Source organism: Kitasatospora sp. NPDC090308 (assembly GCF_044769485.1).
Classification (GTDB): Bacteria; Actinomycetota; Actinomycetes; order Streptomycetales; family Streptomycetaceae; genus Kitasatospora; species Kitasatospora fiedleri.
Genome location: NZ_JBIVXY010000023.1, coordinates 1 through 11,724, shown reverse-complemented (window position 1 = coordinate 11,724; position 11,724 = coordinate 1). Strand labels below are relative to the sequence as shown.

Sequence of the window (11,724 nt, the reverse complement as noted above, 5' to 3'; positions counted from 1 at the left end):
CCCGCCCGTCGCGGTCCGTGGGCCGGGGTCAGCGCGCGGCGTGCGCCCCCGAGCTGGTGCGCTGCTGCTCGGCCGCGGCCTCGGCCGCCTCCAGCTGCTCCTGGGTCGGCTCGGGGAGCGCGGCCAGGTAGGCGGAGGCGATCAGCTGGCCCACCGTCGGGTAGGCGCCGATCGGGGCGGCGCTCGCGCAGCCGGTCTCCTCGGCGGCGGTGGCCAGCAGTTCGGGGTCGGCCTCCGGGCCGATCACCAGCGGGGCCAGCGCCGGGCGCTCGGAGCCGGTGGCCCGCAGGTGCGCGACGGCCGCGGCGACCGAACCCGGCACGTCCAGCGCGGCCGGGACCACGGGGACCGCCAGCCGGGAGGCCAGCAGCACGCCGGTGATGCCGGCCGAGGCCGCCGCCTCCTCGCCGCCGACCGTGGTCAGCACCACGCCGTCGGCGGCGGTGGCGATGGCGAACAGCCGGGCCCGGTCGGCCCGGGCCAGCCCGGCCTCGGACAGCCGCACGTGCACGGCCTCGGCCAGCAGCGGGTGCGGGCCCAGCGGGTCCAGCACCCGGGCGCCGGTCTCGGCGGCCAGCTTGTGCAGTTCGGGCAGGAAGTCGTGCGGCCCGGGCACCAGCGGGACCACCAGCGGTGCGGGCAGGCCCGCCTCGGCGGCGGCCGCCAGCAGGTCGGCGACCGTCGGCGCGCCCTCACCGCCCAGGTAGGCCGCCGTCACCTCGATGCCCGACTGCTCGGTGCGGACGATGGACAGCAGCTCCTCGACGACCGGGCGGCTCTCCGGCCCGGCGGCGGCCGGGACCGCCAGCACCAGGGCGGGCGAACCGGGCATGATCTCGGGGCGCTCGGGACGGCGGTGGCGCCCCCGCGCACGGGAGCCTGGCGTACGGACGGGCAGTGGCGCGCCCGGGATGGCTGCGGTGCTCATGCGCCAGATCGTAGGACATGTGCCCGCGCGCGTTGCAGCCGGATGCCGACAGCGGGCGGCTTTCCGTCCGGAAGTGACAGTGATCACAGGGTGAATCGTGACTGCCTGTGAACCGCGTGAAAGGTGGTGATGATCGACAACGCGCTGGCGAGTGTGTGCGGACGGTCATGGAGTGACTGGCGTTTCGCCCGGCTGTGTCCGCTTACGCACCGTCAATTACGCTGCTGTGAAGGGATGGTGTCGGCATCGGCACGTTCCTTTGCACAGGAAATTTCCCATGCTGATGCACGTGCAGGAGAGCTATCATCACGTCAAGTGAGGCGTTCGCCGGGCTATGGGGAGAAAACAATGCGTGAGGCGTACAACGGCATGGCGGCGACGGACCTGGACGGGGTGGTCTGGCAGAAGAGCCGTCACAGCAACTCGAAGGGCAACTGCGTGGAATTCGCCGCGCTGCCGAACGGCGACGTGGCGATGCGCAACTCGCGCTTCCCGCAGGGGCCGGCGCTGGTCTACACCCGGGACGAGATCACCGCGATGCTGCTCGGCGTCAAGGACGGGGAGTTCGACCACCTGGGCGGCACGCCCTGACCGAGGGCCGACCCCCGTGTGTCCGGGCCGTCGTGGGGCTTCCCACGACGGCCTTCGTGCTTCTCCGGTCCCTTCCGGTTCCCGGTCCCTTGCGGTCCCTTCCGTTCTCCCCGGGCGCGACCGGCCCCGGGCGTGCCGCCGTCACCGCGCCGCGGGCGGGTGCGGGGCGGGTGGTGGCGGCGGTTGCTGAACGCGGGGCCGCGAGACTCGCGGGCGGACGGGTGGGAGCGTCAGGCGGAGCGGCGGTGCCGGCCGGCGTTCGACAGCTGCTCCGGGCCCGGCAGCTCCGTGCGGGCGTCGAACAGCGCCCAGACCACCTTCCCAGCGCCGGCCAGCGGGTGCCAGCCCCAGGAGCGGGAGAAGGAGTCCACCAGGTGCAGGCCGCGGCCGGACTCGGCCACGAAGTCGGCCTCCCGGGCGATCGGTCCGGTACTGGACGGGTCGCTGACCGCGCAGACCACCTGCGGCGCGCGGTGCACCAGGCTGATCCGGATCGGCAGCGACCCGGCCGCCGGCTGCGGAGCGCCCTGCGCGGGCACCAGGGAGGGCTCGCTCTGGCCGAGCGCGTGCCGCAGCGCGTTGGTCACCAACTCCGAGGCCACCAGGGCCACGTCGTCGAAGATGTCCCCGAGCCCCCACGCGTCCAGCGACCGTCTGGTGAACTCCCGCGCGGTGCGCACGGCTTCGAAGCGGGGAGCGAGGGTGCAGCTGACCACATGAGGGTCGGTCGCCAGGACCGTACCGGTGCTCATGAAGAGCTCCTCCCATAAGGGGGCGGACACGGCGGGACCCACCGGGGTCATGCCGGTCACCTCCGACTCGCTCGGCCGCCGGACCGTCGGCCGACCGGTCCGCACACGCAAGTACCCAGCGACGCACGGGCGTTGCCGGGAAGGTGTGCGGATTCGCGCATGGGGTCGACGCGGTGCCCGCGGGATTGCCAGGGCGTGCAAGTGCACGTGCACCATGGTCCTCTGCGCTCACGGCAGATGCAAGAGTCGATTCACGTGCAGTCGTGCGATTGGCATATGCATGGCCCGGATGCACGTGCAAGATGGACCCCGGAGTGGCCGAAGCGACAACCTGCTGTGCCACTACCGGCACTCAGTGCGCCCGACTGATGGCAGACTGTGCAACTGGTCCGTCCACGTGGAGGTTTGGTCAGATGACCACAGTTCAGCCCGGCGGGGGCTCGATGGTGCGCCGCATCCTCCTCGGCTCGCAGCTGCGTCGGCTCCGCGAGGGATGCGCCATCACCCGGGAGGACGCCGGCTACGCGATCCGCGCCTCGGAGTCCAAGATCAGCCGGATGGAACTCGGCCGGGTCTCCTTCAAGGAGCGCGACGTCGCCGACCTGCTCAGCCTCTACGGGCTCGCCGCCGGCCCCGACCGGGAAGCCCTGCTGGCGCTGGTCCGCGAGGCCAACAAGTCCGGCTGGTGGCACAGTTACAACGACGTGCTGCCCAACTGGTTCCAGACCTACATCGGTCTGGAGGAGGCCGCCGCCCTCATCCGCACCTACGAGGTGCAGTTCGTCCCCGGCCTGCTCCAGTGCGAGGAGTACGCCCGGGCGATCTTCGCCCAGAACCGGCCCACCCTGGACGAGGCCGAGATCGGCCGCCGGGTCACCCTGCGCGCCCGCCGCCAGAAGCTGATCACCGACGGGCGCGGCCCCAAGTTCTGGGCCGTCATCGACGAGGCCGCGCTGCGCCGCCCGGTCGGCGGCCCCGAGGTGATGCGGGCCCAGCTGGAGCACCTGGTGGAACTGGCCCAACTCCCCAGCGTGGTGGTCCAGGTGATGCCGTTCCGGTTCGGCGCGCACGCCGGTGAGAGCGGCGCCTTCTCGGTGCTGCGCTTCCCCGAGCAGGACCTGCCCGACGTGGTCTACCTGGAGCAGCTCACCAGCGCCCTCTACCTGGACAAGCGCGACGACGTCGACGAGTACCTCCAGGTGATGGAGCGGCTGTGCGTGGACAGCCTCACCCCGCAGCAGACCCTCGACCTGCTGCAGTCCATCCTCAAGAACCAGTAGGGGCCGCCGGTCCGTCTGCCGTTCCGCCCGTGGGTCCGCCTGCTCGTCCCGCCTGCCGGGGCCCGGGTGGTGCGCGGGTGGCGCCGACGGCGCGCGGATGGCGCGGGCGCGGGCCAACCCCCTTGAGCAGTGCGTCGGTTGGGTCTCGGAGCGGCTGGGTGCATTGACCGTGGCCCGGCCAACTGCCATGGTGTCTGCTCCGAAGCCCGCGCCGCCCGCCCGAACCGTTCGGGCCCGGCCGGGGGCGGACCGCGCGCACCGGCTCCACCAACACGGGGGTTTGGTGGAGCCGGCTCCCGAGGACGATCCGACGGGCGGCGGCCGGAGTGCTCGGGGCGGCGAGGGGTCGACCGCCCGGCGCCTCCTCAGCGCTCCGACAGCAGCGCCTCCGACGCGGAGGTCTCCGCCGGGCGCGCCGCCTGTGCCGCGGGGTAGACGTAGTCGGGCACCGGGGCCGGATCGGCGGCCGGGCCGCGGCGACCGGCCCGGACCGCGCCCGTCAGCGCGATCAGCAGGCCGAGCGCCGTGGTGCCCGTCACCAGCAGCAACGCGGGTCGGTAGCCGGCCAGTTGGGCGTGCGCGTCGGTGCCGCCGGCGCTGCCCGCGGTGAGCACCGCGGTGGTGACGGCCAGCACGATCGCGCCGCCGACCTGGAGCGCGGTGTTCACCAGGCCCGAGGCCAGGCCCTGTTCGTCGTCCGCCACGCCCGAGGTGGCCGCCACGTTGATCGAGGGGAAGGCCAGCGCGAAGCCCGCGCCGATCAGCAGCATGCTCGGCAGCACCAGGCCGAGGAAGCCGCTGTGCTCGTCCAGCCGGAGGAACAGCGCGTACCCGAGGGCCATCGAGGCCACGCCGACCGGCAGCACCCGGGCCGGGCCGTACCTGTCCAGCAGCCGGCCGACGGCGCCCGCCGAGAAGGCCACCACCGCGCCGCCGGGCAGCAGCCCGAGCGCCGTCTCCAGCGCGGACCAGCTCAGCAACCGCTGGAGGTACAGCGTGGCCACGAACTGGAAGCCCGCGTAACTGCCCATCAGCGTCAGCGCCGTGAGGTTCGCCCGGCGGACGCCCGCGTCGCGGAAGATGCCGAGCCGGACCAGCGGGTGGGCGGTGCGCGCCTCGATGGCCAGGAAGGCCGCGGCCAGCGCCGCCACCAGCAGCAGCGACCCGATCGTGCGCACCGACAGCCAACCCGCGCCCTGGGCCTCCGTCACCGTGAAGACCAGCAGCAGCACGGCCGCGGTGCCGGTGACCGCACCCGCCAGGTCGTACCCGCCGGAGGCGCGGTGCCCGTCGTGCCGCCGGGGCAGCAGCTTGACGCCGGCGACCAGCGCGATCAGGGCGACCGGGACGGGCATCAGGAACGTCAGCCGCCAGCCCGCCGACGTCAGCAGGCCGCTGATCACCAGGCCGAGCGAGAAGCCGGCGGCCGAGCAGGTGGTGTAGATGGACAGCGCGCGGTTGCGGGCCGGGCCCTCCGGGAACGTGGTCGTGATGATGGACAGGCCGGCCGGGGCGGTGAACGCGGCGCTGACGCCCTTGAGGAAGCGGGCGCCGATCAGCAGCGGCCCGCTGTCCACCAGGCCGCCGAGCAGCGAGGCGGCGGCGAAGACGGCCAGGGCCACCAGGAACACCCGGCGGCGGCCGAGCAGGTCGGCCGCGCGGCCGCCGAGCAGCAGCAGCCCGCCGTAGCCGAGGACGTAGCCGCTCACCACCCACTGCAGGGCGGAGTCGGACAGGTGCAGGTCGGCGCCGATGGAGGGCAGGGCGACGCCGACCATCGAGACGTCGAGCGCGTCGAGGAACATCGCGGCGCACAGCACCACCAGGGCGCCCCAGAGGCGCGGGCTCCAGTGGGTCTGGTCGGTCGCGGGCGGATGGTCGGCCGCAGGCGTGCGGGTCACCGTCGTGTCGGTCATGGCACAGAACGGTACATGCATGTGCATGAGATGCAAGCGCATTTAATGTGGCCGCAACAGATGCGCGTGCATGTGCTACCCTGGCGGCGTGACCGACTTCGACCCAGACCACGATCCGTCCGCGGAGACGGCGCTCAGCGAGCAGTGGCGCGCCCTGCTGGCCCGGCACGCGGCCACCTCCTGCGCCATCGACCGCGAGCTGGGCGAGGCGTACGGGCTCGGCGTCAGCGAGTTCGAACTGCTGGAGCGGCTGCGGGAGTTCGAGCGGGAGAAGCCCGGCCTCGGCGAGCGCGCGCAGACCCTGGCCGGCACCGTCCACCTCAGCCAGAGCGCGTTCTCCCGGCTGGTCGCCCGGATGGAGAAGGCCGGCCTGGTCCAGCGCACGCACTGCGTCGACGACCGGCGCGGCATCTACATCGCGCTCACCGACGAGGGCCGCGAGCGCTACCGCCTGGCCCGCCCGGTGCACCGCCGGATCCTCGCCGAGACGCTCGCCCCCGAGGACTGACGGCCCGTCGGCGGCGTCCGGCGGGCTTCAAGGCGCCGGGCTTCAAGGCGCCGGGCGTCGGGGCGGCGCCGATGAGCCGTCAACGGCCGTGCCGCGCGAGGGGGCCGGGCCGCGGCCCGGTCAGAGCAGCGCCGACAGCCCCGGCGCCACCGCCAGTGCCGCCGCGCCCAGCGGGGCGGCCAGCGCCGCCAGCGTCCAGCCCAGCCGGGCCGGCACCGGCAGCCGGGGCTCGCCCAGCAGCAGCCGGTCCACCCGGGCGGGGGACTGCGCGAGCTGGGCCGGCGGGCAGGAGGCGAACACCTCGCTGTTCAGCTCCGCCAGCGCCAGCGCCGTGGTCACCCGCCCGTGCCGCCGGGCCGCCCGGTCGTCCGCCGCCAGCTCCACCAGCACCGCCACCTGGTCCCGGAACGCGGAGAACACCCCCACCCCCGGGAACCCCGTCGCCAGCGCCTGCGCGCACTGCCCCAGCCAGTGGTGCCGGGCCCGGACGTGACCGCGCTCGTGGCTCAGCACCGCCGCCAGCTCCCGGTCCGACAACTGCTGCAGCGCCCCCGTCGTCACCACCAGCCGGGCCCGCGGCCCCGGCAGCGACCAGGCCTGCGGCCGGACGTTCTCCAGCACCACCAGCGGCTCCCGCCCCCGCCCCCGGCGTCGACGCGGCAGCAGCGAAATCGGCAACTCCGGCGCGCGCCGCACCAGTTGGGCGTGCCGGTGACCGCGCTCCGCCCGCGCCGACCGGACCTCCCGGGCCAGCGACACCGCCGTCCACAGCCCGCCCGCCGCCAGCACCGCCGCGGACAGCCGCCCCCACCCCTCGCGGCCCGCCAGCTCGTACGCGCCCTCCACCCCGGCCGGGGCGCCGGAGAACACCACGTCCCGCCAGGCCGGCAGCGCCGCCGCGCTCGCCAGCAGCAGGCTCAGCACGCAGCACAGCAGCACCGCGACCACCAGCATCTGCCACACCAGCAGGGCCAGCACCGGTTCGCGCTCCGGCCAGCGGGCCCGGGCCAGGCGGCTGGGCGCCACGGTGGCGAGCAGCAGTCCGAGCAGCAGCAGGCTCAGCAGTGCCGTCATGGCAAGGTCTCCCCGAGGGAGGGGTTCGAGGCGCGGCGGTGCGCTTCCCCCCAACCTATGCCGCCGCACGCCCGGGCGGAACGGCCGGGTCGGTCCAGTGACCAAGGCCACGCCCCGCCACCGCCCCGGCCCCGCCCGACGCCCCGTCAGTCGCGCACCTGTACGGCAGGGGAACGCGCGGAGGGGAAGACGGAGGCGGAACCGCAGGGGAGCCGGCGGAGGAACGCGCGGAGGGGCCGGACCGCCCGGGCGCCCGTGCTCACATCGACAGCAGCATCGCGAACATCCCGATCCCCATCGCCGCCCGGCAGGCCCGCGGCAGCGGCGCCGCCACCGCCACCGCCGGGCCGCCCGCCACCGCCACCGCGCCGCCCGCGGTCAGCACCCGGCTGCCCTCCCACAGCGCGTAGAGCCCGAAGTACACCAGCAGCGCCCCCGTGAGCAGGGGCAGACCGCCCGGCTGCCCGTGGTGCCCGGCGTGCCCGCCCGCCGACCCGCCGCCGCCCGCCATCGCCAGCGCCATGTACGCCATCGCCAGCGCCCCGATCCCGTGGTGCAGCCGGTGCACCCGCAGCCCCGCGCCGCGCCCGGCCAGCGCGCCGACCAGCAGCACCGCCGCCAGCAGCGCGTACGGCCAGCCCCAGAACACCCCCGGCAGCAGCGCCATCCCGGCCATGCCCAGACCCATCGCGGCCTCCAGCACGTCCGACTCCCGGCGGGCCAGGTGGTGCCGCCCGCCGCAGGCCGGACCGGTGCTCCAGCGGCGCACCCGCCACCCGCAGTAACCGCCGCTGCTCGCGGCCAGTGCCGCCAGCAGCCAGCTCACCAGCGCCGGACCGTGCATCGCGTCCCCCTCCGTGCCGGACCCGCCGGACGTCCCGGCGCCCTCCACTCCACCAGCGCCGGACGGTGCGCCGCTTCCTCTCCCGTGCCGGATCCGCCGGATGCCGCCGCCCCCCACGATCACCGACCCCGCCCGGGTGCAGCAGGGCGTGAACGGGGGCGCACCGAGGCGCGAGCGGGCCCGTGACCGGCGTGGGTGCCCCGGTGGCGGGCCGGTGGGGGCCGGGGCATGGTCGGGGCAGGTCGGCCGCCCCGGTCCGGCCGGCGTCGCATCTGTCCGTTTTCATCCACCGCGGCGGGAACGGCGGGCGGCGGTACTACGAACTGGAGCGTCTACCGTCAGACCGGTCTTGAGCCGGAGAACCTTTCGCATTTAACGTGGTCCTGTCGAAATAACTCCTGTCGAAGTGAGCCTGTGATGCAGAATCTTTCGTCGACGCTCGCGCTCGCGGGCGACGCCCACGCCGCGGACCCGGTCGCCCACCCGGCCTGGACCCGCCTCAAGAACGCCGTCGAGGCCCTCCGACCGCTGCAGTCCAAGGACGGCTCGATCGACCTCTCCGCCGTGCCGCGCCCCACGGTCGACCCGCTGGTCGAGACCGTCCGCGCGGCCGTCGCCGAGCTCGCCCCGCTCTTCCCGCACGACGCCGCCTACCTGGACGCCGTCCGGACCGACCTCGCCAAGTGGGCCGACACCGGCTACCGCGAGCCCGACTTCCTCGACTCGCTGCTGGCCTTCCGCCCGAACGAGCACCGCGTCGACGGCACCGGCCACCTGGTCGTCTTCCCGATGTACACCCAGAACGGCAACCCGGACCGCAACCTGGAAGCCGTCCTGCTCAAGGTCGTCTGGCCCGACTGGATCGCCGAACTGGAGCGCACCCGCTTCGACAACCCCGGCTACCTCGGCATCGCCTTCGAGGACTTCACCGCCGGCTACGACACCAACTCCGCCGTGCTCTTCCCCGAGACCGTGGCCGTCCGCGAAGCGCCGGAACGTTTCACCTGGGGCGGCATCTTCTGCGACCGCGAAGCCGCCCGCTTCCGCGCCGTCACCACCAGCGCCGTCCGCCAGCTCGACCTCGACATCCCCGCCGACGCCGCCGAGCTGCTCCGGGACCAGGACCGCACCCAGCAGACCTTCGTCCTGTGGGACCTGGTCCACGACCGCACCCACAGCCACGGCGACCTGCCGTTCGACCCCTTCATGATCAAGCAGCGCAGCCCGTTCTGGATGTACGGCCTCGAAGAGCTCCGCTGCGACCTCAACACCTTCAAGGAGTCGGTCGAACTGGAGGCCGAGGGCCACCCCCAGGGCCGCGACGTCCAGTACGCGATCCTCTTCGACCGCCTGTTCCGCTTCCCGGTCACCGGCGACCGGGTCCGCAACTACGACGGCATGGGCGGCCAGCTGCTCTTCGCCTACCTGCACAAGCACGACGCCCTGCGCTGGCGCGACAACCGCCTCACCATCGACTGGGACCGGGTCGCCGCCACCACCAACGCGCTCTGCGCCGAGATCGAGACGCTCTACCGGGACGGCATCGACCGTCCCAAGACCGCCCACTGGATCGCCGCCTACCAGCTGGTCTCCCGCTACCTCACCCCGCACCCCGCCTCCACCTGGGCCAAGGGCCCCGAGGCGCTCCCGCTCGACCTCGCCGACGACAAAGCCCTGCGCAAGGCGCTGTGCGACGCCGTCCACCCCGACGAGTTCCCGCTCAGCATGTTCTACGAGGCCCTGTCCAAGAAACTCCGCCGCGTGATCGCCGACACCAAGGGCATCACCGGCACCAGCACCCAGGAGGTCGCCGCATGAGCACCCGCCCCCTCGACGGCAAGGTGATCGCCGTCGCCGGAGCCAGCGGCCCGGCCGGCCAGGCCGCCCTGCGCCGCCTCGCCGCCGACGGCGCCACCGTCATCGGCGCCGACATCGACCAGCACCGCCTGGACGCCGCCCTCGCCGCCGTCCGCACCGCCGTCCCCGACGCCAAGGCGCACAGCCAGGTCATCGACCTGCTCGACCCGCAGGAGGTCCACGACTGGGCCGACCACCTGGAGGCCGAGCACGGCCACGTCGACGGCCTGCTCCACCTGGTCGGCGGCTGGCGCGGCAGCAAGACCTTCTTCGAGTCCCGGATCGACGACTGGGACTTCCTGCACGACACCGTCGTCCGCACCCTCCAGCACACCTCGCTGGCCTTCCAGCCCGCCCTGCTCCGCAGCCCCGCCGGCCGCTACGCCATGGTCTCCGCCGCCGCCGCGCACAAGCCCACCGCGGGCGGCGCCGCGTACGCCGCCGCCAAGGCCGCCACCGAGGCGTGGACCCTGGCGATGGCCGACTCCTTCCGCAAGGAGACCACCGCCCCCGACGGCGACCCCACCGCGGCGGCCGTCATCCTGGTCATCAAGGCCCTGGTCAGCCCCGAGATGCGGGCCGAGAAGCCGGACGCCAAGTTCGCCGGCTTCACCGACACCGCCGACCTGGCCACCACCCTGGCGTCCCTCTGGGACCGCCCCGCAGCAGAACTGAACGGACAGCACCTGTGGCTGACAGCCCGATGACCACCTCCAACCCCGGTGTCCCTGGCACCCCCGACACCCCCGGCACCACCGACGCAGTGCGGCACCACGACCCCGCCGTCCGCGGCTTCGCCAGCGACAACTACGCCGGCGTCCACCCCGAGGTGCTCGCCGCGATCGCCCTGGCCAACGACGGCCACCAGGTCGCCTACGGGGAGGACGCCTACACCGAGCACCTCCAGACCGTCTTCCGCCGCCACTTCGGCGACCGCGCCGAGGCGTACCCCGTCTTCAACGGCACCGGCGCCAACGTCGTCGCCCTCCAGGCGCTGCTCCCGCGCTGGGGCGCGGTGATCGCCGCCGAGAGCGCGCACATCAACGTCGACGAGGGCGGCGCCCCCGAGAAGCTCGCCGGCATCAAGATCCACACCGTCCCCACCCCCGACGGTAAGCTCACCCCCGCCCTGATCGACCAGCAGGCCTGGGGCTGGGGCGACGAGCACCGCGCCCAACCGCTCGCCGTCTCGATCACCCAGTCCACCGAACTCGGCACCCTCTACACGGTCGACGAGATCCGGGCGATCTGCGAGCACGCCCACGAACGCGGCATGCTCGTCCACCTCGACGGCTCCCGGCTCGCCAACGCCGCCGCCTCGCTCGGCGTTCCGTTCCGCGAGTTCACCACCGACGCCGGGGTCGACGTCCTCTCCTTCGGCGGCACCAAGAACGGCCTGCTGCTCGGCGAGGTCGTGGTCGTCCTCGACCCCGAGAAGGTCCGCAACCTCAAGTACCTGCGCAAGACCTCGATGCAGCTCGCCTCGAAGATGCGCTTCGTCTCCGTCCAGTTCGAGGCACTCCTCACCGGCGACCTCTGGCTCCGCAACGCCGGCCACGCCAACGCGATGGCTCGCCGCCTCGAAGCCGCCGTCCGCGAGATCCCCGGCGTCACCGTGGTCCGCCCCGTCCAGGCCAATGCCGTCTTCGCGCTCCTCCCGCGCGAGGTCAGCGAGCGCCTCCAGAAGCGCTACCGCTTCTACTTCTGGGACGAGCACACCGGTGAAGTCCGCTGGATGGCCGCCTTCGACACCACCGAACAGGACATCGACTCCTTCGCCGCCGCGATCGCCGAGGAGATGGCCCGCCAGGTCTGACCCCCTGGAACCCCGCCCCAACTCCGCCCGCGGCCGGCCCGGGAGACACCTCCAGGGCCGGCCGCGGGCGGTTGTTTGCACCGGGCCCGGATCCGGCGTAGTGTTCACTGGTCGCTCGGCAGGGAGCACCGGACACGTGTCTGCGTGGACGGTCCCGG

The 11,724-nt window shown here is 73.8% G+C and carries 11 protein-coding genes; 6 read left to right on the top strand and 5 right to left on the bottom strand.

The window, feature by feature from the left end; all coding sequences use genetic code 11:
- Positions 1–28: 28 nt before the first annotated feature.
- Positions 29–928, bottom strand: a complete 900-nt coding sequence (locus ACIQVD_RS32100; protein WP_282205217.1) for a sirohydrochlorin chelatase — start codon at positions 926–928, stop codon at positions 29–31.
- A 348-nt stretch (positions 929–1,276) separates the two neighbouring features.
- On the opposite strand from ACIQVD_RS32100, the gene ACIQVD_RS32095 reads away from it, so the two are divergent.
- The gene (locus ACIQVD_RS32095) at positions 1,277–1,519 is read left to right on the top strand and encodes a DUF397 domain-containing protein (protein WP_030462206.1); all 243 of its coding nucleotides are present in this window, start codon (positions 1,277–1,279) and stop codon (positions 1,517–1,519) included.
- A 230-nt stretch (positions 1,520–1,749) separates the two neighbouring features.
- Here ACIQVD_RS32095 and ACIQVD_RS32090 read toward each other — a convergent pair whose 3' ends face one another.
- Positions 1,750–2,271 carry an ATP-binding protein gene (locus tag ACIQVD_RS32090; RefSeq protein WP_400689237.1) on the bottom strand — a complete coding sequence of 174 codons (522 nt, stop codon included), beginning with the start codon at positions 2,269–2,271 and terminating at the stop codon, positions 1,750–1,752.
- Between the two features lie 413 nt (positions 2,272–2,684).
- Here ACIQVD_RS32090 and ACIQVD_RS32085 point away from each other — a divergent pair, with 413 nt between their 5' ends.
- Entirely contained in the window at positions 2,685–3,551 is an 867-nt protein-coding gene (locus ACIQVD_RS32085; protein ID WP_100835482.1) for a Scr1 family TA system antitoxin-like transcriptional regulator, read from the top strand.
- 365 nt (positions 3,552–3,916) lie between these two features.
- On the opposite strand, the gene ACIQVD_RS32080 is transcribed toward ACIQVD_RS32085, so the two are convergent.
- Positions 3,917–5,467 (bottom strand): MFS transporter, encoded by a 1,551-nt coding sequence (locus ACIQVD_RS32080; RefSeq protein WP_402292506.1) that lies wholly within the window; start codon positions 5,465–5,467, stop codon positions 3,917–3,919.
- An 88-nt stretch (positions 5,468–5,555) separates the two neighbouring features.
- Here ACIQVD_RS32080 and ACIQVD_RS32075 point away from each other — a divergent pair, with 88 nt between their 5' ends.
- Positions 5,556–5,975: a MarR family winged helix-turn-helix transcriptional regulator gene (locus ACIQVD_RS32075; RefSeq protein ID WP_400689244.1), complete on the top strand. Its 420-nt coding sequence runs from the start codon at positions 5,556–5,558 to the stop codon at positions 5,973–5,975.
- 120 nt (positions 5,976–6,095) lie between these two features.
- Here ACIQVD_RS32075 and ACIQVD_RS32070 read toward each other — a convergent pair whose 3' ends face one another.
- Both ACIQVD_RS32070 and ACIQVD_RS32065 read right to left on the bottom strand, forming a co-directional pair.
- Positions 6,096–7,049 (bottom strand): M56 family metallopeptidase, encoded by a 954-nt coding sequence (locus ACIQVD_RS32070; RefSeq protein WP_400689247.1) that lies wholly within the window; start codon positions 7,047–7,049, stop codon positions 6,096–6,098.
- A gap of 259 nt (positions 7,050–7,308) precedes the next feature.
- Positions 7,309–7,893 (bottom strand): DUF5134 domain-containing protein, encoded by a 585-nt coding sequence (locus tag ACIQVD_RS32065; protein ID WP_400689250.1) that lies wholly within the window; start codon positions 7,891–7,893, stop codon positions 7,309–7,311.
- A 417-nt stretch (positions 7,894–8,310) separates the two neighbouring features.
- Here ACIQVD_RS32065 and ACIQVD_RS32060 point away from each other — a divergent pair, with 417 nt between their 5' ends.
- The 3 genes from ACIQVD_RS32060 to ACIQVD_RS32050 are packed head-to-tail and all read left to right on the top strand — an operon-like array spanning position 8,311 to position 11,566.
- Positions 8,311–9,711: a DUF6421 family protein gene (locus ACIQVD_RS32060; protein WP_400689253.1), complete on the top strand. Its 1,401-nt coding sequence runs from the start codon at positions 8,311–8,313 to the stop codon at positions 9,709–9,711.
- Positions 9,708–10,457 carry an SDR family NAD(P)-dependent oxidoreductase gene (locus ACIQVD_RS32055; protein WP_100835477.1) on the top strand — a complete coding sequence of 250 codons (750 nt, stop codon included), beginning with the start codon at positions 9,708–9,710 and terminating at the stop codon, positions 10,455–10,457. Before ACIQVD_RS32060 ends, ACIQVD_RS32055 begins: the two co-directional genes overlap by 4 nt.
- Positions 10,454–11,566, top strand: a complete 1,113-nt coding sequence (locus tag ACIQVD_RS32050; protein WP_402292531.1) for a threonine aldolase family protein — start codon at positions 10,454–10,456, stop codon at positions 11,564–11,566. Before ACIQVD_RS32055 ends, ACIQVD_RS32050 begins: the two co-directional genes overlap by 4 nt.
- Positions 11,567–11,724 lie beyond the last annotated feature (158 nt).

What these genes read in the sequence shown, in the direction of transcription:
- ACIQVD_RS32100 (WP_282205217.1), bottom strand. Translation starts at nt 928, where the DNA reads ATGAGCACCGCAGCCATCCCGGGCGCGCCACTGCCCGTCCGTACGCCA.
- ACIQVD_RS32060 (WP_400689253.1), top strand. Translation starts at nt 8,311, where the DNA reads ATGCAGAATCTTTCGTCGACGCTCGCGCTCGCGGGCGACGCCCACGCC.
- ACIQVD_RS32055 (WP_100835477.1), top strand. Translation starts at nt 9,708, where the DNA reads ATGAGCACCCGCCCCCTCGACGGCAAGGTGATCGCCGTCGCCGGAGCC.
- ACIQVD_RS32090 (WP_400689237.1), bottom strand. Translation starts at nt 2,271, where the DNA reads ATGAGCACCGGTACGGTCCTGGCGACCGACCCTCATGTGGTCAGCTGC.
- ACIQVD_RS32050 (WP_402292531.1), top strand. Translation starts at nt 10,454, where the DNA reads ATGACCACCTCCAACCCCGGTGTCCCTGGCACCCCCGACACCCCCGGC.
- ACIQVD_RS32065 (WP_400689250.1), bottom strand. Translation starts at nt 7,893, where the DNA reads ATGCACGGTCCGGCGCTGGTGAGCTGGCTGCTGGCGGCACTGGCCGCG.
- ACIQVD_RS32080 (WP_402292506.1), bottom strand. Translation starts at nt 5,467, where the DNA reads ATGACCGACACGACGGTGACCCGCACGCCTGCGGCCGACCATCCGCCC.
- ACIQVD_RS32070 (WP_400689247.1), bottom strand. Translation starts at nt 7,049, where the DNA reads ATGACGGCACTGCTGAGCCTGCTGCTGCTCGGACTGCTGCTCGCCACC.
- ACIQVD_RS32095 (WP_030462206.1), top strand. Translation starts at nt 1,277, where the DNA reads ATGCGTGAGGCGTACAACGGCATGGCGGCGACGGACCTGGACGGGGTG.
- ACIQVD_RS32085 (WP_100835482.1), top strand. Translation starts at nt 2,685, where the DNA reads ATGACCACAGTTCAGCCCGGCGGGGGCTCGATGGTGCGCCGCATCCTC.